Origin of the sequence: Chryseobacterium sp. CP-77, assembly GCF_036362765.1 — a bacterium.
GTDB lineage: Bacteria > Bacteroidota > Bacteroidia > Flavobacteriales > Weeksellaceae > Chryseobacterium > Chryseobacterium cupriresistens.
Genome location: NZ_CP143637.1, coordinates 38,208 through 60,526, shown reverse-complemented (window position 1 = coordinate 60,526; position 22,319 = coordinate 38,208). Strand labels below are relative to the sequence as shown.

Here is a 22,319-nt window from a genome sequence, read left to right as displayed (position 1 = left end):
TAATTATCCCATAAACTCAAGCACTGCATCCGTAATATACTTCAGCTGCTCTTCGTCTAATTCCGTATGCATTGGTAAAGAAATTACCTGATCCAAAAGCTTATCTGTATTCACAAAATCTGCAGCATTACTTTCCTGGAAGTACGCTTTTTGCTTTCTTAATGCTACCGGATAATAGATCATTGCAGGAATATCTTTTTCTGATAAAAACTTCTGAAGCTCATTACGCTTTCCGTTCAGAATTCTTAACGTATACTGGTGGAATACGTGAGTAGAGTTTTCCGCTCTTTTTGGAGTCAGGATATTCGGATGACCAGCAAATGCTTCATCATAGAAATCTGCTGCTTTTCTTCTTGCTTCGTTGTAAGAATCCAGGTGAGGAAGTTTTTTTCTTAAAACTGCGGCCTGAATGCTGTCCAGACGTGAGTTTACCCCTACCTCGTCATGGTAATATCTTTCATACATTCCGTGGTTTACAATTCCTCTTAAACGGTGAGCTAATTCATCATTATTGGTAAAAATGGCACCTCCGTCTCCGTAGCATCCCAGGTTTTTGGAAGGAAAGAAAGAAGTTGTTCCCACTGTTGCCATTGTTCCTGCCTGTTTTACTGTTCCGTCGGAGAAAGTATATTCTGAACCGATTGCCTGGGCATTATCTTCAATAACATATAAATTATGCTCTTCAGCAATTTTTAAAATTTCTTCCATATTGGCACACTGTCCGAAAATATGTACCGGAATAATTGCTTTTGTTTTGGGCGTAATTGCTTTTTTAATCTGTTCTGTAGAGATTGTGAATGTATCATAATCTACATCTACCAATACAGACTTTAATTTAAGCAAATGAATTACTTCTACTGTTGCAGCAAAAGTAAAATCAGCCGTGATAATTTCGTCTCCTTCTTTCAGGTCCAAAGCCATCAGGGCAATCTGTAATGCATCTGTACCATTGGCACACGGAATCACATGTTTTACGTCTAAATAAGACTCCAATTCATTCTGGAAAGACTTTACTTCAGGACCGTTAATAAATGCCGCAGAATCCATTACATTCAAAACTGCATTGTCTACATCATTCTTTATTTTGTAATACTGACTTTGCAAATCAACCATCTGAATTTTTTTCATATACTAAATATTTCTGTAAAAATAAGGAATTTAAAATCCTATCAAAAATTTTATTGATTTTGTTTTTATCTTTATACAAATAAATTTTATGAAAAAACTTTTACTCTTTTGTTTCCTAACAGGTTACCTAACCATTTCCGCACAAACGGAGCTCGTTTTTGTTTACTTCACGGATAAGCCTAATAAAACTGCTTTTTACGCCAATCCGCTGTCAGAACTCAGCCAGAAATCACTCAACAGACGCACTGCGCTGGGAATTCCGCTTAATGATCAGGATGCCCCTATTGAACAGTCTTACCTTCAGAATCTTCAAAATCTAGGATTTGTTGTGACCGATTATTCAAAATGGCTTAATGGTGCGGCAGTCAATGCCACTCCTGTACAAAAAACATTACTTCAGGCTCAAACTTATGTTTCATCTGTTGAAAGTTTTGCTAGAAACAGCTCTACTACTGTGAAAACAACACCAGGAAAATGGAAGGACGATGCCAGCATCAATAAAACACTTACCAATTTTAATTACGGTTCCGGAGCCGGACAAATAGACCAGGTGAATATCCGCCCGCTTCATCTGGCAGGCTATACAGGAACAGGAGTTTCCATAGCGGTGATTGATGCCGGATTCCCAACGGTGAATACAGGAACTGCTTTTGCAAGATTATGGACCAATAATCACATCAAAGCTTCCTATGATTTTGTTACCAAAACCGGAGATATTTATAATACTTCACTCAGCACACATGGCTCTGTTGTGTTAGGAGTTATAGGAGGATATCTACAGAATGTTTTTGTAGGAGCGGCACCGGATGCTGATTTTTATCTTTACCGCAGTGAAAATGCGGCTGTAGAAATTCCCGAAGAAGAGCTATACTGGATTGAGGCAGCTGAGGAAGCAGACCGTAAAGGGGTTGACATTATCACCTCATCATTGGGATATAATGTTTTTGATGAAAGCCGTTACAATTATACGTATGCCAATATGGATGGTAACACGTCCTTCATTGCCCGCGGAGCCGGTATTGCTGCTGAAAAGGGTATTTTTGTCCTTGCCGCTGCCGGTAACGCCGGACAACAGCCGTGGCATTACCTTATGACTCCGGCTGATAACGCTAAAGTATTTTCTATCGGATCTGTAGATTCAGCCGGAAATGCTTCAGCTATTTCTTCTTTCGGACCTAATGCTCTCGGGGTGGTAAAACCGGACGGAAGTACCCAGGGAACCGGTACGACAACCGTTTATGATAATGCTACCTTAATTGTGAATGGAACTTCAATTGCTACTCCTATTGCTGCCGGCGGTGTTGCATGTCTTATTCAGGCATTTCCAGCGATGAACAGAGAGCAGATGAGAGCAAAGCTGAGACAAACGGCTTCACTATATCCTTCCCATACCGATCAGATGGGATATGGTATTCTTAATTTCGGAAGTTTATATAATCTTGTTCTGAATACTTCTGAAACTGTAAAAAAAGACAGGTTCTCCATATTCCCGAATCCTGCAAAAAACATCCTGAATATTGCGTCAGAGCAAGAAGTTCAGACGTTAGAAATATATGATAACCTGGGAAGACTCATCAGAAAAAGCAACAACCAGAAATCAATAAAAGTGGAAGATTTTTCCAAAGGAACTTATTATCTGAAGATTCAGATGAAGGACAAGGTTTTCTACGAAAAATTCTTAAAAGAGTAATTTTTTATTTCCCTCAGATTGTGCAGATTGATTACAACATAAACATCTGTGCAATCTGTGGGAGATATATTACTATTTTGGGTCTTACTACAAAATAAATTTGAGCTAAAGCTCATTGAATGGTTTATAATAAAAAAACGGGCTAAAGCCCGTTTCTATTGATATGGATTATCATTTCGTTATGATCATTCTTGTTTTAAAAATAGCTTATGCCGAATTTCTGCTGGCATTAATATTCCCAAATAAAGAACGGGTCACCAGCTTTTCATACGCTTCTTTATTTCCTTCTCCTTTCTGGATTTTCATTAAGGCATATTGCTGAATACTTAACAACGGAAGTACAATCTTTTCACGGATCTTCACAGATTTTCTGGATAACGGATCTTCTTCCTGAAGCATTTTAAATCCTGTCAGTTCCAGCATAATATCTCTGGAAAGCTCATATTCATCAAAAAGCACATTCCAGAAAGCACCGAACTTCGGATTATTTTTGATATAGTAAGTCAATGGGAAGTAAGACTTGTTCATACTCATCATGGAGTTCAGAACTAAAGTTTTAAAGAAATCTGAACCTTTATACAGCTCTCTTACTTCTTCAAATCTCCCCTGTTCTTTCATCTTTTGCATCGCATATCCAAAACCGAAGAACCCTGGTACGTTTTGCTTCAGTTGCGACCATGATCCTACAAACGGTATGGCTCTCAGATCTTCAAATTTCAGTTCGCTGCCATTTCCCCTTTTGGATGGACGGCTTCCGATATTCGTTTTTCCGTAGTATTCCAGTGTACTCATTTCCTGAAGGTAAGGAACAAACATAGGGTGCGCTTTCAGATCTGAATATTTTTTATAGCTGATATCCGCCAACTCAATAATCAAAGCTCTTTCTTTTTCAGTAAGTTCTTTTTTAGAATTTTTGAATACATCATTTTCAACACCAGCGGTCAGAAGCTGTTCAAAGTTGTATTTTGCCTGCTCTTTGTTTCCAAAAATACTGGTAATCGTCTGCCCCTGAATGGTTAATTCAATCTTATTATTGGCAATCGTTTTCCCCTGGGAAGCATAGAAATCGTGGGTTTTTCCACCTCCTCTTGCCGGCGGGCCTCCTCTGCCATCGAAAAATACGACTTTGATATTATTCTGCTCGGAAAGTTTTGTCAGTACTTCTTTGGCTTTATAAATTTCCCAGTTGGCTTTTAAATAACCTCCGTCTTTGGTTCCATCAGAGAATCCAAGCATAATCGTCTGCTGATTTCCTCTTTTTTCAAGATGCTTTTTATAAACAGGATTATGATATAGCTCATTCATTACATTTTCTGCATTGGCAAGTCCTTCCATGGTTTCAAAAAGCGGAACAATATCCATATTGATCGCTTCATCCTGATAACCGCAGATTTTAAAGAAGGCATATACATTCATAACATCCTTTACGGCATCAGAATTGGAAATAATATAGCGGTTCATTCCTCTTAATCCGTTCAGATGCTGGATATCCTTAACCTGTGAAACCGTTAACAAAGTATCTTTCACAATGTCTTCAAAATCTTCGGCAGCTACCGTTTCTGAAATCTGAATAAGCTTATTGAATTTCTGTTCGTAATCAGCCTCTTCATTTCCGTATACTTTCGCATAAACCTCATCAATCACTTTCTGATGAATTCTGCTGTCCTGGCGGATATCCAGCGTAGCAAAGTGAGTTCCGAAGATCATCACACGATCCCTGAAATTCACCAAAAGATCTAAAAACAAAGAGTTATGTTCGTTGACCAATATTTTTTCTGCCTCAGCAGCTTTATTTAAAATATCTTCTGCTTTAATGCTCTTTCCGTCAAAAATGGCTGCGTACAATTCTTCACTTAATTGGGTTAAGACTTCAGAAACACCTCTGAAACTCAATCTTCTCCTGATAAATTTCAAATGGCTGTAGTATGATTTCAGAATCGCTGAACGAAGTTCTTCCGCTACTCTTCTCGTTACTTCCGCAGTTACAAAAGGATTTCCGTCCCTGTCTCCTCCCGGCCAGAAACCAAGCTGGATAATATCTTCATGAAGATGAAAATGACCGTTTCCGAAAGTCTTTTTGATCTTCGTAAACAATTCGCCAATGGTATCATAATATACATATCTCAGGTAAGAAATAATGCTCAGCGCTTCATCTATCGGAGTAGGTTTTTCTTTATTGACAAAAGGAGTTTTCCCCAGCTGCTGCAGGAGCATATCAATCTGCGTCACCGAGTCACTGGTAATAGCCCCTCTCAGATCCTGAATAATTCTTTGTACCGAACTTGGATAAAACTGAGTCGGGTGTGCCGTAAATACGACCTTAACGCTAAAGTCCTTTAATTTCTCGCGTACTTTTTCAATTTTATGATCCTGAAAAGAACGTTCAAAAAGATTGGTTACTGTTCCATTATCACTTTCTGAATGAAGATTAGGAAATGCAGCATCCTCAATACTGTCAAACAAAACAACCTGTCTTTCTATATATTGTATGATCTTGAAAAGCAATTCCAGTTTCTGCTCTTCCGTCTGAAGATCGGTATGGTTTTTAAAGAATTCTTCGACGATATTTTCAGGAGTTTTTCCTGCTTCATAGCCGGTCCTGCTTTCCTCATAAAGAAATGGAAGCAGCATTCCGATATTCGTCATTTTATCATAAGGCAGGCTCATAAATAATGAATTATAGATCTGGAACTTATTTTCCACAATCTGCCTGAATTTTTCTGCGCGTTGGTCATGTATCATACTAACAAATGTAAGCGATTTTCAAATTAGTTGAGTTGACAAATGGCAAAAATTAAGTACGAAAATCAAAAAAAAGATATTTACATTTTATAAGTACTTTTCAGAATAAACGAACGATTAATTATAAATATTTGTGCAGTTTTAAATTCATAGAAATCTGTTTTACTCATTCAGGATTAATATAATTTTGATTAACTTTACTTTCAACGCTATCCATAATCCATGAAAAAAATATTTACTTTTTTACTCGTAGCCCTTCTTTTCATCTCATGTGAAAAAGATTGTTACAATCCACCATTACCAGTCATTTTTGAGTTCGTCAATTCCAATAATGAAAATCTTATCACCAATGGAACATTAACAACGTATTCTGTTCAGGATGAAAATAATGTTGGTGTACAATTATCCAAAACATCCGAGAACAGAATTCTTTTAGAAAATGTAGGTGCTTTTAACGGAACAAAAAATTACAAATTTTATTCTAATATTAAAGATATCGACTTTTCCATCCAGTCATCGGAGTTTAATGGAGGCTGTGATGGCTATCAAATTAATAAATTAACGTTTACAGGTATAGATATTGATGTAACTGCTGAAAAAGGATATTATAAAATTGTACTGGAATAATTCTCTTTCTTACATTTGCACCGGAAACCCACTCTTTATGAAAGTAATCATCGCATTTTCCCTGATTCTCTCCAATCTGCTTTACAGCCAGATCAAGGTTCCCGATGATTATAAAAAAATTCCCGATATTCTTGATACTGCAGAATACCTCTACCCTTTCATTATTCCTGATAAAGGGTATGCATACTGGCGTGTTCTCAGCAATGATATGGATTATGAAAAAGCAATTATCTATGAAAGCCAGGCTCCTGATTTTATGACCATCAATGAACCTGTTCCTGAAAGAGGCTTTTTCCAGAAATGTATCGGGAACAACTGTTTTTCATACATTCTGGCGTGTAAGAATGAAAGATCAGTATATTTTTCCAATGAACAGCAACTGAGAGATTTTATCGGAACAGTAGACAATCTTCCGGAGGCTATTTTACTGGCTAAAACATATGGGTATTCTGTGGATACAGGCAATCACTTTACCGGATCATATAAAATTGAAGACCGTCATATTTCAATGTACCTTATGCAATCTAAGGGTTGTCCCGCTGTGAAAGAATCTTTTTGGGTTAAAATCAACAGAAAGACAGGAAAAATGGAGGCAAAAAGCAATGGAGTTTATGCCAAGGATGAAAACTGTACTTCTTTGTAACTGAATTAAAAAAACGCCAAGGCGCAAATTAATTTATCAACATACAGCTTTAAGGCGCGAGGATTTTATCTGCGATAAAATTTACAAACTGCTAATGTAAACCATTAAGATTTTTTAAGTTGATAAGGATAGTTAAGGGAATAGCTAAAGCTATTTTTTAGCAAGATTTTTTTCTTCATCTAAGATGAATCTTAATTATTCTTATGCTCTTCACAGATCTTAATGGTTTAAATTTTAGCATGACTTCTTTATATATTAATGGCGCCTTGTCCGGAGGCAATCAGGTAAGCTTCCTTCAACGTTTCGGAATAGGTTGGGTGCGCATAGGAAATACGGAACATATCCTCGGCGGTCACTTCATATTCCTGAGCTATGACACCCTGTGCAATCAAATCGGCAGCTCTGGCTCCAATGATGTGAACTCCCAGCACTTCGCCATATTTCGGGTCCACCAAAACTTTCGCAAAACCTTCCATATCCATTGAAGCACGGGCTCTTGCACTGGCAGAAAATGGAAATTTCCCTACATTGTACGCAATGTTATTTTGTTTCAGATATTCTTCGGTGTAGCCTACTGAAGCTACTTCCGGCCAGGTATACACCACTGAAGGAATACGGTTATAATGAATATGACGTTTTTGTCCATTGATTGTTTCCGCCACAAAAACGCCTTCTTCCTCAGCTTTGTGAGCCAGCATTGCTCCACCAATAACATCTCCTATTGCATAGATAGCAGGCACTGATGTCTGATTATTTTCATTTACTTTAATAAACCCTCTTTCGTCCAGCTGTACTGCTGTATTTTCAAGACCCAAATCTTTTACATAAGGACTTCTTCCCACCGCTACCAATACATAATCTGCTTCCAGCTCACCTTCTGTTCCGTTTTTATCTTTAAAAAACACTTTAGCAGCAGATCCGGTATTCTCGGTTTTATACACTGCATGATTAAGGCGGATATCAATACCTCCTTTTTTCAGGATTTTCTGAAGGCTTTTCCCCAATTCATGATCCATAGCAGTGATCAGATGATCAGCATATTCAAGGATAGTGACTTTCGTTCCGATGCGGTTGAAAATAGAAGCCATTTCCACCCCGATTACTCCCCCGCCTATGATTACCATAGATCCCGGTTTTTCCTTTAATGACAATGCTTCTGTAGACGTAATAATTCTTTTTTTATCAATCTCTACTCCTGGAATAGTTGATGGTTTTGAGCCTGTAGCAATGATATAATTTCGGGCAGTTATTTCTTTAACTTCAGATCCGTTTACAACTCTGATGGTAGAATTATTGATAAATCCAGCCGTTCCCTGTAATCTTGTAATATTATTTTTACTCATTAAAAAATCCAGGCCTCCTGTATTTTTTGAAACTACATCTGCTTTTCTTCTGTACATCTGAGAAAAGTCCAGTTCTATATGATCCAGCTTAATCCCATGTTCATTGAATTGATGCTGTGCTTCTGAATAATGATGTGTACTGTCCAATAAAGCTTTAGTCGGAATACAGCCCACATTGGTACATGTTCCTCCCAGAGTATCATATTTCTCGATAATCACGGTTTTATATCCCAGCTGAGCGCTTCGTATTGCCGCTACATATCCGCCGGGTCCTGAGCCGATTACGGCAATGTCATAATGATCCATTTGATTTATTAATTTTTTATGATTAAATTTACTTGCAAAACAAAAGCAAATTTAAATCAAACACTTTCAATTTGCAAGTATTATTTTTTTTAAATTAACAAAATGAGTAAAAAAAGATCAGACTGCCCCATCAGCTGCTCACTTGAAATGTGGGGAGACAAATGGTCTCTGTTGATCATAAGAGATCTCATGCTGAAAAAGGAATGTACTTACGGAGACTTCCTCAAAGCTGATGAAAAAATTGCAACAAATATTCTGGCTGCAAGACTTCAAAACCTTTTGGACCATGGAATCATTGATAAAAAAAAACATCCGGACAGTAAGCTGAAGATTCTTTATTTTCTGACTCAGAAAGGAATTGACCTGATTCCTGTAATCGTTGAAATCAATCTTTGGGGTGATCAGTATCTTACGATTCCTGATGACCGGAAAAAATTGCTGGACGAGATTAAAAAGGATAAGGAAGCTTTTATAAAAAGAGCAAAGGCCTTTCTTTCTTCTTAGACATAATACATGTTACAAGAGAATCGGAAATAGGAATCGGAAAAGCTGAAAGCAATAGCTTTCATAAAATGGAATAATAGCAATTTTAAAATTTCATTAACCTACTTTTCTTTTTTCATTCCGTAAATTTGACTTAAATAAATTTAGAACAATGCTTAATTTCGAGTTTAAAAACCCTACAAAAATACTTTTCGGGAAAGGCGAAATCGCTAAAATTTCCAAAGAAATTCCTCAAGACGCAAGAATATTAATGATTTATGGTGGCGGAAGCATCAAAAACAATGGTGTTTACGATCAGGTAAAAGAGGCTTTAAAAGATCATGAATTATACGAGTTTGGCGGAGTTCCTGCCAACCCTGAATATGAAGTTCTGATCAATGCTTTAAGCTTTATTAAAGAGAAAAACATTACTTACCTTCTTGCTGTAGGCGGCGGATCTGTCATTGATGGTACAAAATTCCTTTCTGCAGCAGCCAATTATGACGGTGAGCCATGGGATATCCTGAGAAAATCGGTAAGAACTTTTGAAGGAGAAGGAATGCCTTTCGGAAGTATTTTAACACTGCCTGCAACGGGATCAGAAATGAATTCCGGGTATGTGATCTCCAGAAGGGAAACCCATGAGAAATTATCTTCAGGAGGACCGGGACTTTTCCCACAATTTTCTGTACTGGATCCGGAAGTAATAAGATCTATTCCAAAAAATCAGATTGTGAACGGAATCACAGATGCCTATACTCACGTATTGGAACAATATATGACTGCTCCTTCTTCTGCCGACCTTCAGGAAAGAATTGCAGAAAGCATCCTGATCAGCCTGCAGGAAACGGCTCCAAAAGTATTGGCTGATGATTTCAACTACGATGCTGCAGGAAACTTTATGTGGTGCTGTACCATGGCGTTAAACGGATTGATCCAGAAAGGAGTTATTACAGACTGGGCCGTGCATGCAATGGGACATGAGCTGACCGCTTATTTCGGAATTGATCATGCAAGAACACTGGCCATTATTGCTCCATCCCATTACCGTTACAACTTTGAAGATAAAAAAGGAAAACTGGCTCAGTATGCTGAAAGAGTTTGGGGAATCAAAGACGGAAGTGTAGAGGAAAAGGCTGAACTGGGCATTAAAAAACTGGAAGAATTTTTCCACAGTCTTCATATCAAAACCAAGCTTTCTGAATATACGGAGGACTTTAAAGGAACCGCTGAAAAGGTTGAAAAAGCCTTTACAGACAGAAACTGGCTAGGCCTTGGAGAATATAAAAAACTGACTCCGCAGGATGCTTATAAGATTGTAGAGATGAGCTATTAAGGGATTCGGGGTGCGGGATTCGCGGTACCAGGTTTGAGCTACGCTATTTCGAGATTTGGGTGAATGGGTTTGTAGTAAAACGAAAATGTTTATATTCATTTTCAAGTTGAAAATATATAACCCAAAACTCGTATCTCGTATCGCGGCATTCATAAAATTATTTAATTTACAAACATTCGTTTAAAAATTCATTATTTCATTACATATATTTCAAATTTATTTATATTTTAGCATATTCTTAAATTTGTGAAAATGAAAAAACAGCTACTTTTATTTGCCTTTTCTGCCTTGGCGCTTACTTCTTGTAAAGATGACAATCTCGAAGCTTATGATATGGAAATCATGAAGGGAGATTGGAAGGAAGTTAAAAGGGAAGTAATTTCCGGAAAAGATAATAAAACAGTGCTTTATACTGAAACTTTAACAGGATGTGCAGCTAAAAATACTCTTTTCTTCAGAACAGATTATTATGTAAGCTATACAGCGTATACGGGAGAAGGTGCAGACTGTACCCCATCGCCAAAAACTGAAGGAACATTTACCTACGATGCCGATTCAAAAATCATTGGAATTAAACTTGGTGATGAAGGATCAGTAAACTACAGAATTGATATTCTGACAGCCAAAGATCTTAAACTTGCCCAGCAGTCAGGAATCTTTGATATGGATGGAGATAAAATACCGGATGTACCTTACGTTACCTACAAAAGATAAATTATAACTCCCGCTAATCGGGAGTTTTTTATTACTTTTATATCTAATTTAAAACTGAATATAATGAAGAAGATTCTATCAGCATTTCTATTGCTGTATTTTGCTATTGCCTTTTCACAGGAGAAAAAACCGATGTTCTGGCAGGACATCCAGGAGTTTAAAAAGCTGGACCAGCAAAACCCGCCTCAAAAGGATGCTATTTTATTTATCGGAAGCTCATCATTCACAAAGTGGACTGATGTAGCAGATTATTTTCCTGGTAAAACAATCATTAACAGAGGGTTTGGAGGATCCAGACTTACAGATCTTAATGATTTTGCGAATGACCTTTTAGCGCCTTATCAGCCCAAACAGATCATCATTTACTGTGGTGAAAATGATTTTGCAGATAATCATAAGCTAAAAGCCAAAGTAGTCGTTGACCGGTTCAAAGCTTTCTACAAAAAAATCCGTGAGCGGTTTCCTGATATTGAAGTAGATTATATCTCCATCAAATATTCGCCGAGCCGAGAAGTGATCTGGCCACAGATGAAAGTTGCCAATAAAAAAATTGCTGCTTTTATGAAAAAGGAACCAAACGCAGAATTTATTGATGTTACCAAGGCAATGGAAGATGCTAACGGAAATGTAAGAAAAGATATTTTTGTGGAAGACATGCTTCATTTTAAGCCGGAAGGATATAAAATCTGGGCTGAGGTGATCACTCCTTATATGAAGTAAGCTCAATCCATGATAAAAACAATAATATCAAATTCGATTAAAAATAAAAAACGATTCCTGAAATTGGAATCGTTTTTTTATTTTATTTCTTTCTTTTCGATTTGGATTTTGCCTTCTGCTGCGCTCTGTTGGCTCCAAACTTCTTAGGAGCTTTTCTTTTGGAAGGACCACCCCAGTTCTCTTTGGTATTTTTAGCCTTTTTCTCGTGGAAAGCTCCTCCTCCTTCGTTCAGTTTTACCTGTACAGGATTTTTCATAACTACCTGATCTTCTTCGGCAGCAATCTTTTTAGGATTGATTTTAACTTCCTCAGGGAATTCATTAAATTTCAATTCCTTATCCATCAACAGTTCAATATCAAGAAGCAAAGGTTCTTCTTTTTTTGTTACAAAAACCAAAGCTTTCCCTTCTTTGTCTGCTCTACCTGTTCTCCCGATTCTGTGGATATACTGCTCCGGAATATCAGGTGTTTCAAAATTGATGACGTGTGTAATGTTCGAGATATCGAGACCTCTTGCCATGACATCTGTAGTAATCAAACCTCTGATCTCTTCGTTCTCAAACCTCTTCATCGCTTTCAGTCTGTAATTCTGCGATTTATTAGAGTGAATCACATCAAACTGTTCAGGGAAAAGCTCATCGATTTTAGTAAAGAGAAGGTCTGCATGTCTTTTATTGTTATTGAATATCAATACTTTGGACATATCTGCATCACTTTTAAGCAAATGCTCCAGTAAATTGATCTTGGTATTAAAGTTTTCTACTTTGTAACCAATCTGCTCGATTTTCTCAAGTGGTGTTCCTGATTTAGCCAATGAAATTTCAATCGGATTGGCAAAATAAACATCCAGCATTTCGTCTACCGCTTCCGTCATGGTTGCAGAGAAAAGAATATTCTGTCTCTTCTCCTTCATCATTTCAAAAATGTGGGTAAGCTGTGGTCTGAAACCAAGGTTAAGCATCTCATCAAACTCATCGATGATCAGCTTCTGAACTTCTTTCAGAGAAATTGCGTTGTCTATGGAAAGATCCATCACTCGTCCCGGTGTTCCTACCAGAATATCACAACCATCATTAAACAATAGTTTTTGAGTATTGATATTTTTTCCACCGTATATTCCGATTACTCTTGCCGTAATATTTTCTGTCAGTTTTTCAAGGATTTCTGTTACCTGTACCACCAGTTCTCTTGTAGGAACAAGCACCAAAACAGTTGGATTTCCTGTCTTGCTGTATTTCCATGTTTTAAGAACAGGTAAAAGATAAGCTAATGTTTTCCCGGTTCCTGTCTGCGCAATTCCCATTACATCTCTTCCCGAAAGTATAGGCTTTAAGCTCTTCTCCTGAATTGGAGTAGGTTCAAATAATTCCAGATCCGCTAAAACATCGAGAATTTTAACCGGAAGGTCAAAATCCGCAAAAGTGAGTTTTTCCATTTTGCAAAGATAGGTATTTAATTTTGTAGTATGGAAGCACGAAGTCTGAAGCTGGAAGATTATCAAGCGTTCTTTTAATTTTTTGAATGTACAATGAAACAGATTAATGTATTAACACAGGTCATTTCCTTCCCTCTTCCAGCCTCAAGCGATTGTAATCAGTTCACTTTTACACTCTTACTACTGATTTTAATATCATCATCTTCCCATTTGCTGGAGGTAACAATAACATATCCTTTCTTTTTCGGATCTTTTTTAATAGGAAACTGATCTTCTTCCCACTGATTACAATGGGTTGAGATAGAAGGCAATAATGGCTTCCAACCCGTTTTACCTAAAGTGTACACATAGAACGGATGCCAGCAGCTGGTGCACCAATTGGGATAAAAACCGATCTCTTCTTTTCCGTCACCATTAAGATCTCCTAAGTTATACAGACTTCCCTGGTTTGCAGGAGTAATAGTGATCGGCTGTATATTTTTATCGCTGAAATAAATGGTGGTTTCACACTTTCCTTCACATTCGTCGCCACAGTCGGTGACTTTTGTGTAAACGTATTCTTTTGTTCCGTTTCCGTCAAAATCTCCCTGAAGTTTTTCTTCATTTCCTTGTTGAGCCATACAAAGTGAACTGAATAAGGTGATGGATGTTATAATAAGTGTTTTCATTGTTTTTGGTTTAAATACGGGGTGGCGGGATTGGAGTTACGGGGTGGCGGGATTCGGGTTGCGGGTTACGAGGTGTGGGATTTGCGTTTATACATTCTTCCAGTTCAAAGTCAACTTCCTTTTTATTTTCTGGTTACTCTTAGCAGAAGGATAATGACTAAAAGAATTGAAAAAATAAAACCTAGAACTGCAACTAACGACAGTTCTCCGATTCTTGGTCCGGATTCTGAGGAAAAAACGATAGCCGTGGCAATGATATTCGCTCCTAAAACCATGGCCAGAATCAGATTGATGACACTGGATTTGATGAGCTGGTTGGTCTTCTCTATATTTTTGATTTCGCTGGAAACAGTGAATTTATTATCATCCAGTTTTTGAAGAACGGAACGAAGTTCTTTCGGAATTTCATCTACATTATCCGTGAAATTCATCATACGGTCCATCCCTGTTTTTAAAAGATTTTTAGGGCTGATTTTCTTGGTAAAAATCTTTTTGGTGTAAGGATGAAGACTTTTAACAATATCAAGATCAGGATTAATGCTCCTTCCCACTCCTTCTATCAGGCTGATTCCTTTGAACAGAAGATAGAAATAATCCGGCATATAAAGCCTGTTGTCTTTTAAAATGTCTTTCATCTTATTGATGATTACCTGTACATTAATGTCCTGTAATGATGAACTGTGTACAAAATTCAGAATTTCTTCCACATCATTTTCAAAGCGTCTTTCGTCCGGAATTTCATAGCTTATGGCCATTTTTTTGAGTGAACGGACTATTTTATGCGAATTTTTAGCAACAAAACTGACAATAAGATTTTCAAGAATTTCTTTATCGTTTGGCTGAATTTTCCCTACCGCTCCAAAATCAATGAAAACAATTCTGCCATCTTTTTTTACCAGAATATTTCCGGCATGAGGATCGGCATGGAAAAATCCATAATCTAAAATCTGCGATACAAAAAGCCTTAGTCCTTCTTCCGAAACTTTTACAGGATCAATACCATTGGCCAGCAAAACAGATTTGTCGGTTACTTTGATCCCATCGATAAATTCCATACAAAGAATATTGTTGTTGGAAAATTCTTCGTACACTTTGGGAACATAAGTTTCTTTATTGTTCTTGAAATTCACACGGAACTGCTGGATATTGTTTTTTTCATTGATCAAAGAAACTTCTTCCAGTAAAGATTTTTCAAAGGTAGAAATGGCCTGTTTCAGATTCAGTTTTTCTCCTATTTCCGAATAAGCGGATATCAGTTTTTCAATATCTTTAATCAACAGTAAATCATCTTCAATGACGGACTGTACATCGGGTTTTCTCAATTTTAAAATCACAGGGCTGCCATCCAGCAGAACAGCTTTGTAAACCTGAGCAATAGAAGCTGTAGCCAAAGGTTTTTTCTGAATTTCACGGAAATAGTCTTTCACGGAAATATTAAATTCACTTTCCAGTGCTTCCTCCACATTCATATCTACTGTTTCCACTTTGTCCTGAAGTTTCTGCAGTTCCTGGATCATTTCCGGCGGCAATAAATCTTCCCTGTTACTGAATGTCTGACCCAATTTTACAAAGGTAGGCCCCAGCTCTTCAAGAGCCAGTCTAATTCTTTCGTAAACGGTTCCTTTTGAGATGATTTCATCTGAATGACCGGAAGTTTCTTCCTGCTTATTCCCGTTCATTCTGGCCAGAAGATCTTTGAATCCATATTTACTGAGTACGGAAATCAGTCTTGCGGATCTTTTCAGTTTTCTTTGAGGTTTATCAAACATAGTGTATCAATAGTAGGTGCAATTTACTCCAAAAATTGTTCCTTTATGAAAACAATTATGACAACAACGCCAACAAATAAAATTAAAAATAACAACACATAATCAGCATTTTAAAGAATAAAATACACCAATATCAATAAAAACACATCATATATTGTAAAAATTAATATATTTACAACGTACAAATTAAAACAAATCAAAAGTATTAGAACATGAAAAATTTACGTAACAACAAACTTTCAAGAGAGCAATTAAAAGGAATTGCAGGAAGCGGAATCATTATCGGAAACTGCTCAAACCAATGCTGCCCTACAGACGGAAGACCAAAATGTCCTGGACTGATCTGCCCTGCTGTAGTATGCCCTCAGTATATGTAAGATCAGATTTTATACAGAATTATACAGTACCCGAAGAAATATTCTTCGGGTATTTTTTTTGCCCTAAAAAATGCCTACGTACCTCAATTTCTGGCACATTATTTCTATCTGGAAGAACAAAAAAAATTTATAATATTTAAATACAACACTATGTTAAAAAAAATTATTTCAGCTGGTCTTATTGTATCGGCAGTTCTGTTTACAACACAAATAAAAGCTCAGGTAGCATCAGCTCGTTCTATTGCCGAAGTAGCCACAAAAGAAATGAGTTATTTGGGACTTACAGAGTCGCAGGTGAATAAAGTTGTAGAGATCAATAATACTACAGCAGATGCACTTATTGCTCTTGATAACAAAGCCGGTAACAATAACAGCCCTGAAAACAACAAAATTATTGCTGACGAATTTGTAGGCATCATTGCCCAACGTCATCAGGCGATGGAACAGATCCTTACTCCTGAGCAGATGGCAATTGTAAAACAAGACAGAGCAGAAAAGATTGCTCTTTTCAGAACATTGATTATGATCCCTATTCTGGATCTGACTGAAAGACAGGTTGAGCAGGCCTATGAGATCAACTTTAAAGGAGTACAGAAGGTTCAGAAAGATTTTGGAAAGCGTCTCAACAAGAAAAATGCAGGTCCTGAAGATGCTGACAGCAATAAGGCAAAAAAGGTTATCATCAGTGATTTTAAAGCACTGGATAAAGATTTTAAAAAGGTACTAAGTCCTGAGCAATATGAAGTGTATAAAAACAACCAGGATTTAATCAGGGAATCTGTTAAGAAAGGATAATTCAGTTTGTGTTAATACTTAAAACTTCGGGGCGGCTCCATAGGAGCCGCCCCGAAGTTTTATTATTTAAGATAAGTTTCGTAAAGGTCTTTTCTACGGTCTTTCATAACCTGAACAGAACCGTTGTGATGGAGATCTTTCAGGAGGTTCAGATCTACATCCACAATCAGGGTCATTTCTGTATTGGGAGTTGCTTCTCCTTTCACGGCATTGGATGGGAAGGCAAAATCTGAAGGGGTAAATACGGCAGCCTGTCCGAACTGAATATCCATATTATTGACCTTCGGAAGGTTTCCTACGCAACCGGCAATGGCAACGTAACATTCATTTTCAATGGCTCTTGCTGCGGCACAGTGGCGCACTCTCATATACGCATTCTGAGTGTCTGTAAGATAAGGAACAAACAGAATTTTCATTCCCTGATCGGCCAGAATTCTTGGTAACTCCGGAAATTCCACGTCATAGCAGATGACAAGACCTATTTTTCCGCAGTCGGTATCAAAAACTTTGATTTCATTTCCGCCTTTCATTCCATAATATCTCTTTTCATTCGGAGTAATATGAATTTTTCTATATTCATCCATACGGCCGTCACGGTGAAGAAGATAGCTTACGTTGTACAGTTCATTATTTTCAAAAACAGGCATACTTCCCGAAATAATATTGACGTTGTAACTGATGGCCAGCTCTGAAATTTTTTCTTTAATTTCCTCTGTCAGCTTAGCCAGTTCTATCATACTGTCCCTTTCGGAAAGATTATTGAAGGGTGCCAGCAAAGGTGTGTTGAACAGCTCCGGGAAAAGGACAAAATCAGATTTGTAATCTCCCATTACGTTTACAAAGAATTCTACCTGCTCGTAAAAAGCTTCAATATCTTTAAAATGCCTCATCTGCCATTGCACCAATCCGAGACGGATAATGCTGTCCTGCATGGTATTCGGTTTTCTGCTGTAATAAATATTGTTCCATTGCAAAAGAACTGCATTTTCTCTGGAAGCTTCATCTTCCGGAAGATATTTTTTCAGGATTTTTATCGGAAGAAAATTATTGGAAAGCTGGAAAGACAATACCGGATCATAGATCTCTTTATCTCTTACTTTCCGGATATAATTTCTTGCAGAAAGTTCGTGGCTGTATTTGTGATAATTGGGGATTCTGCCTCCAAGAATAATCGATTTCAGGTTTAATAACTCACAAAGTTCTTTTCGTGCATCGTAAAGCCTTCTTCCCAAACGTAACTCACGAAACTCAGGATCTACAAAAACTTCAATTCCATAGAGAACATTCCCCGTTGAAGTATGGGTATTGAATGTATAATTTCCTGTAATATCACTATAGGTATGATCGTCCCCGAATTCTTCATAATTGACGATAATGGAAAGCGCTACAGCAGCGAGTTTTCCATCAACCGTGATACAAATTTGTCCGTTAGGGAATATTTTGGTCAGTTTATCAATACTTTTTTTGGACCATATAGACTCCGACATCTGTGGGTAGGCCCTTTTCATCGTTTCCGCCAGTTCATCATAATCCTGAAGGGTCAGGTTTCTTGTTTCTATTTGCATTTGATGTAATTTTACTTAAATTTAGTGAAAATATTTTACTTAAATCCCTATAGATAAGTACTTCCCCAACTATTTATACAAAATTTAACAGTGGATATCACCGAAACTTTACAAGCAGCAGTTCACTCAAATAATTACTGGAAACATTCTGATTTCAGTTCTGTAATCGAGGTACTTTCATTTCCTTATCACACTGATATAGAAAAGGAAACAGAAAAAATTGCTATTCTGAATTTGGGAAATAAAACTGTGGGATATATCTGTCTGAATTATCCTCTGATTTTTATAGAAAAGCTATATGCTTTACAGGTAAAAAATATCCTGCATACATTTCATGATATAGAATACATTATTGTCGATACACTATCTAATTCATATTTGACTGTAGATCCTGATATTTATAATGCTTTATTTTGATTTTATGGAAAACCTGAATGTTTTTTCTGCTGAAGATTTTTATTTTTACAATGTAAATTAAAAATCATTCTTATCCGATTAAAATTAAAGCGTAATTAACAGGTCGCTCCTAGTAGAGCTGGATTTGATCCCATCGGGATCTGTTGTTAATAGAAAAAAGAAGTTCTCATAAAAATAAAGCTACGGAGGAGCGACCTGTTAATTCATGATATGAGTATTGATATTTCCAATGTATTTATACTTTTTATCGGACTAAAATGATTACATTAAATTTTTTATTAGCTAATGAAACCATACGCAGTAATTTTACTCATAAGCGTCACCATTATGTTTATTTTAAGAATCTTTTATGCTGATACATTAGTCAATGTTTCGCATAATTTAAACTTGTTTTCAGCATCTGAAATAAAACCCCAGGAAGCAAAAAGTTTTATTTACTTTTATTTAATAGGTACTATGTTAACAAGTTATGTCATTTTCCATAAACATATACTCTTCAAGCTGATATATTGCTTATTAATTGCTTTAAATATCTTATTGATCGTTTTTTCATTAAAACAGTTTTAACGAAAAAATCCCACCCAAAGCGGGCAGGATTTATATAAGTAAATTCAAGTTAAAAATTATTCCCACTCAATCGTTGCAGGCGGTTTGCTTGAAATATCGTAAGCTACTCTGTTGATTCCTCTTACTTCGTTGATGATTCTGCTGGAAACGGTATCCAGGAACTCGTAAGGAAGTCTGCTCCATGTTGCTGTCATGAAATCGATGGTGTTAGCAGAACGAACTACCGCTGTGTATTCGTAAGTTCTTTCGTCACCCATTACTCCTACAGATTTTACAGGAAGAAGGACTACAAATGCCTGAGATACTTTTTCGTAAAGGTCATTTTTGTATAATTCTTCGATGAAGATATCATCAGCTTCCTGAAGGATTCTTACTTTCTCAGCATCTACCGCTCCCAATACTCTGATTCCTAATCCAGGACCAGGGAAAGGGTGTCTGTATACCAGGTGATGAGGAATACCCAATTCTTCTCCTACTTTTCTTACTTCGTCCTTGAAAAGCTCTCTTAAAGGCTCCAATAACTCGAATTCCATATCTTCAGGAAGTCCTCCAACGTTGTGGTGAGACTTGATTACTGCAGATGGTCCGTTGACAGACTGGCTTTCAATTACGTCAGGATAAATGGTTCCCTGAGCTAAGAACTTAGCGCCCTCAATTTTATGAGATTCTTCGTCAAATACGTGGATGAATTCGTTTCCGATGATTTTTCTCTTCGCTTCAGGATCGTCTACTCCGGCTAGTTTTGAAAGGAATCTTTCTTTAGCATCTACCATTTTAATGTTCATATGGAAATGCTCTCCATACTGATCCATTACTTTTTTCCCTTCATCCTTTCTCAATAATCCCGTATCTACGAAGATACAAGTTAACTGATCACCGATGGCTTTGTGGATCAAAACAGCGGCTACAGAAGAATCTACACCTCCTGAAAGTCCAAGGATTACTTTGTTATCTCCTACTTTCTCACGGATTTCCTCAACTGTTTTTTCGATATAGTTAGTCAGTTTCCAGTTTTTCTCTGAGTTACAGATTCCGAAAACAAAATTTTCAAGCATCTTTCCACCTTCTTCTGTATGAGAAACTTCCGGGTGGAACTGAACGCAGAAGATTTTTTTATCTTCATTGGAGATAGAAGCAATTACGCCTGATTTTGCATTTAATTCAAAACCTGCAGGCAATTCTCCTACTTCATCAAAGTGGCTCATCCAAACGACAGAGTTCTGAGTTACCCCTTTTAATAAAGAGCTTTCTTTAACGATCTCTAAATTGGCTTTACCGTATTCTCCTTTCTCTCCTTTGTTTACTTTTCCTCCTAAAAGGTGAGCCGTCATCTGCATTCCGTAGCAGATTCCCAATACAGGAACTCCCTGCTCATATAATTCTTTTTCAACCAGGTGGGCATTTTCTGCATTTACAGAACTTGGTCCACCGGAAAGGATGATCCCTTTTGGCTGTTTTGCTAAAATATCTTGTAATGGTGTATTGTAAGGCAAGATTTCAGAGTACACACCCATCTCACGGATTCTTCTTCCGATAAGCTGGTTGTACTGGGATCCGAAATCTAAAATAATAATACCGTTGTTCATTTTTGATAATTGATAAATGATTAAATTAAAAGCTTTAAGCTATAGGCTTCATGCTATAAGCTTTCTATACTGCACATATTGCCTCTAGCCTAAAGCTTATCGCTTACTTAACTGTTTTACAAAAAAAGACTTGGAATGACTCCAAATCTTTTTTCGCGATTTTTATTAAAACTTTCCGATGTCTTCTCTGTAGAAGCCGTAATCGAAATGTACGTGCGCTGCATCTTCGTAAACTTTTTTGCGGGCATCTTCGTAGGTAGCTCCTGTAGCCACAATGTTCAGTACTCTACCGCCATTGGAAACCACTTTATCACCTTTCGTGACTGCTCCTGCATATAAAAGTTTACTATGTTTCAGTTTGTCTTCTCCTGTAATTTCGAAACCTATTTCGATATTTCTCGGATACCCTCCTGAACACATAACAAGGCAAACTGCTTTTTCGTCTTTAAACTTAAGCTCAATGTCTTTCCCTTCCATACAGTCCTGGATAACATCTAAAAGATTGTTTTCCATTAATGCCATCAACACCTGAGTTTCAGGATCTCCGAATCTCATGTTGTATTCAAGAAGGTAAGCTCCGTTTTTCGTCACCATCAATCCGAAGAAGATGATTCCTTTAAATCCGAAACCTTCAGCTTTAAGACCTTTAACAGTAGGTTCCAGAATATTTTTCTCAAAATCTGCGTAGTGCTCCTGAGTAAATTCCGGGCTTGGCGCTACTGAACCCATACCTCCCGTATTAGGTCCTGTATCTCCGTTTCCAGCTTTTTTATAATCTTTTGCCGCTACACAAGGGAACAATTTTTCCCCGTTAGAGAAAGCAATGATTGAAGCTTCAAAACCTTGTAAATATTCTTCAATAACTAAACGAATACCGGCATCACCATAGATTCTTCTGATCATGAAATCGTGGATTGTAGCTTCAGCTTCTTCAAGGTTGTCACAGATAACCACCCCTTTTCCGCCTGCTAAACCACTAGCTTTGATTACCAAAGGATACTGCTGTGTCTGCACATATTCTTTAGCATCATTGTATGAATCAAATACGACAGCCTTAGCTGTTTTGATATCATAGGTCTGCATAAATTTCTTAGAGAAAGCTTTACTTCCTTCCAGGCTCGCTACTTTCTGAGTAGGCCCGAAAACTTTAAGATCATGCTTTTTAAATTCGTCCTTGATACCCGCTACAAGAGGAGCTTCAGGACCTACGATCGTAAGATCAATTTTTTCTTTAATCGCGAAATCTCTAAGTTCTTTGATTTCTGATAAATGAACATTTTTCCCTATTACATCGGTAGTAGCATTCCCGTTGGCAAAAAACATTTTAGAAATTCTTGGGTCATTCTGAAGCTTTGCCGCTAAAGCAGATTCTCTACCGCCTTCACCTATGATTAATATTCTCATACTT

19 protein-coding genes are annotated in these 22,319 nt (G+C 37.2%); 10 read left to right on the top strand and 9 right to left on the bottom strand.

The features are described from left to right. Positions 1-3: 3 nt before the first annotated feature. Positions 4-1,128 carry a DegT/DnrJ/EryC1/StrS family aminotransferase gene (locus V0410_RS00240; RefSeq protein WP_330745815.1) on the bottom strand — a complete coding sequence of 375 codons (1,125 nt, stop codon included), beginning with the start codon at positions 1,126-1,128 and terminating at the stop codon, positions 4-6. An 88-nt stretch (positions 1,129-1,216) separates the two neighbouring features. Between V0410_RS00240 and V0410_RS00235 the strand changes: the two genes are divergently transcribed. After that, on the top strand, positions 1,217-2,818 hold the full coding sequence (locus V0410_RS00235; RefSeq protein ID WP_330745814.1) for a S8/S53 family peptidase: 1,602 nt from the start codon (positions 1,217-1,219) through the stop codon (positions 2,816-2,818). Positions 2,819-3,025: 207 nt separating this feature from the next. On the opposite strand, the gene V0410_RS00230 is transcribed toward V0410_RS00235, so the two are convergent. Further along, on the bottom strand, positions 3,026-5,560 hold the full coding sequence (locus V0410_RS00230) for a phosphoenolpyruvate carboxylase (RefSeq protein ID WP_330745813.1): 2,535 nt from the start codon (positions 5,558-5,560) through the stop codon (positions 3,026-3,028). A 222-nt stretch (positions 5,561-5,782) separates the two neighbouring features. Between V0410_RS00230 and V0410_RS00225 the strand changes: the two genes are divergently transcribed. Further along, positions 5,783-6,187, top strand: coding sequence for a hypothetical protein (locus tag V0410_RS00225; protein WP_330745812.1), 405 nt, complete (start codon positions 5,783-5,785; stop codon positions 6,185-6,187). Between the two features lie 37 nt (positions 6,188-6,224). Then, a complete protein-coding gene (locus V0410_RS00220) occupies positions 6,225-6,830 on the top strand; it encodes a hypothetical protein (protein WP_330745811.1) in 606 nt (201 codons plus the stop codon). A 248-nt stretch (positions 6,831-7,078) separates the two neighbouring features. Here V0410_RS00220 and lpdA read toward each other — a convergent pair whose 3' ends face one another. Next, a complete protein-coding gene (gene lpdA / locus V0410_RS00215; RefSeq protein ID WP_330745810.1) occupies positions 7,079-8,479 on the bottom strand; it encodes a dihydrolipoyl dehydrogenase in 1,401 nt (466 codons plus the stop codon). Between the two features lie 102 nt (positions 8,480-8,581). Here lpdA and V0410_RS00210 point away from each other — a divergent pair, with 102 nt between their 5' ends. The 4 genes from V0410_RS00210 to V0410_RS00195 all read left to right on the top strand — a co-directional run bounded on the left by V0410_RS00210 (position 8,582) and on the right by V0410_RS00195 (position 11,732). Beyond that, positions 8,582-8,983 carry a winged helix-turn-helix transcriptional regulator gene (locus V0410_RS00210; protein ID WP_330745809.1) on the top strand — a complete coding sequence of 134 codons (402 nt, stop codon included), beginning with the start codon at positions 8,582-8,584 and terminating at the stop codon, positions 8,981-8,983. 151 nt (positions 8,984-9,134) lie between these two features. After that, positions 9,135-10,298, top strand: a complete 1,164-nt coding sequence (locus V0410_RS00205) for an iron-containing alcohol dehydrogenase (protein WP_330745808.1) — start codon at positions 9,135-9,137, stop codon at positions 10,296-10,298. A gap of 252 nt (positions 10,299-10,550) precedes the next feature. Beyond that, positions 10,551-11,012: a lipocalin family protein gene (locus V0410_RS00200; RefSeq protein ID WP_110009340.1), complete on the top strand. Its 462-nt coding sequence runs from the start codon at positions 10,551-10,553 to the stop codon at positions 11,010-11,012. Positions 11,013-11,075: 63 nt separating this feature from the next. Beyond that, positions 11,076-11,732, top strand: a complete 657-nt coding sequence (locus V0410_RS00195) for a GDSL-type esterase/lipase family protein (protein WP_330745807.1) — start codon at positions 11,076-11,078, stop codon at positions 11,730-11,732. An 82-nt stretch (positions 11,733-11,814) separates the two neighbouring features. Here V0410_RS00195 and V0410_RS00190 read toward each other — a convergent pair whose 3' ends face one another. The 3 genes from V0410_RS00190 to V0410_RS00180 form a co-directional block, all read right to left on the bottom strand. Then, a complete protein-coding gene (locus V0410_RS00190) occupies positions 11,815-13,167 on the bottom strand; it encodes a DEAD/DEAH box helicase (RefSeq protein ID WP_330745806.1) in 1,353 nt (450 codons plus the stop codon). A gap of 158 nt (positions 13,168-13,325) precedes the next feature. Then, a complete protein-coding gene (locus V0410_RS00185) occupies positions 13,326-13,835 on the bottom strand; it encodes a hypothetical protein (protein WP_330745805.1) in 510 nt (169 codons plus the stop codon). Between the two features lie 122 nt (positions 13,836-13,957). Continuing rightward, complete coding sequence (locus V0410_RS00180) at positions 13,958-15,604, bottom strand: ABC1 kinase family protein (protein ID WP_330745804.1); 1,647 nt, start codon at positions 15,602-15,604, stop codon at positions 13,958-13,960. A gap of 212 nt (positions 15,605-15,816) precedes the next feature. Between V0410_RS00180 and V0410_RS00175 the strand changes: the two genes are divergently transcribed. Together V0410_RS00175 and V0410_RS00170 are read left to right on the top strand one after the other, a co-directional pair. Next, positions 15,817-15,981, top strand: a complete 165-nt coding sequence (locus V0410_RS00175) for a hypothetical protein (RefSeq protein ID WP_167497813.1) — start codon at positions 15,817-15,819, stop codon at positions 15,979-15,981. Between the two features lie 150 nt (positions 15,982-16,131). Then, positions 16,132-16,776: a hypothetical protein gene (locus tag V0410_RS00170; protein ID WP_330745803.1), complete on the top strand. Its 645-nt coding sequence runs from the start codon at positions 16,132-16,134 to the stop codon at positions 16,774-16,776. A 62-nt stretch (positions 16,777-16,838) separates the two neighbouring features. On the opposite strand, the gene V0410_RS00165 is transcribed toward V0410_RS00170, so the two are convergent. Next, positions 16,839-18,341 carry a carbon-nitrogen hydrolase family protein gene (locus tag V0410_RS00165; RefSeq protein ID WP_062670801.1) on the bottom strand — a complete coding sequence of 501 codons (1,503 nt, stop codon included), beginning with the start codon at positions 18,339-18,341 and terminating at the stop codon, positions 16,839-16,841. Positions 18,342-18,431: 90 nt separating this feature from the next. On the opposite strand from V0410_RS00165, the gene V0410_RS00160 reads away from it, so the two are divergent. After that, positions 18,432-18,758, top strand: coding sequence for a hypothetical protein (locus tag V0410_RS00160; protein ID WP_330745802.1), 327 nt, complete (start codon positions 18,432-18,434; stop codon positions 18,756-18,758). A 623-nt stretch (positions 18,759-19,381) separates the two neighbouring features. Here V0410_RS00160 and guaA read toward each other — a convergent pair. Then, entirely contained in the window at positions 19,382-20,911 is a 1,530-nt protein-coding gene (guaA, locus tag V0410_RS00155) for a glutamine-hydrolyzing GMP synthase (RefSeq protein WP_330745801.1), read from the bottom strand. A gap of 165 nt (positions 20,912-21,076) precedes the next feature. Next, complete coding sequence (purD, locus tag V0410_RS00150; RefSeq protein WP_137904208.1) at positions 21,077-22,315, bottom strand: phosphoribosylamine--glycine ligase; 1,239 nt, start codon at positions 22,313-22,315, stop codon at positions 21,077-21,079. Positions 22,316-22,319 lie beyond the last annotated feature (4 nt).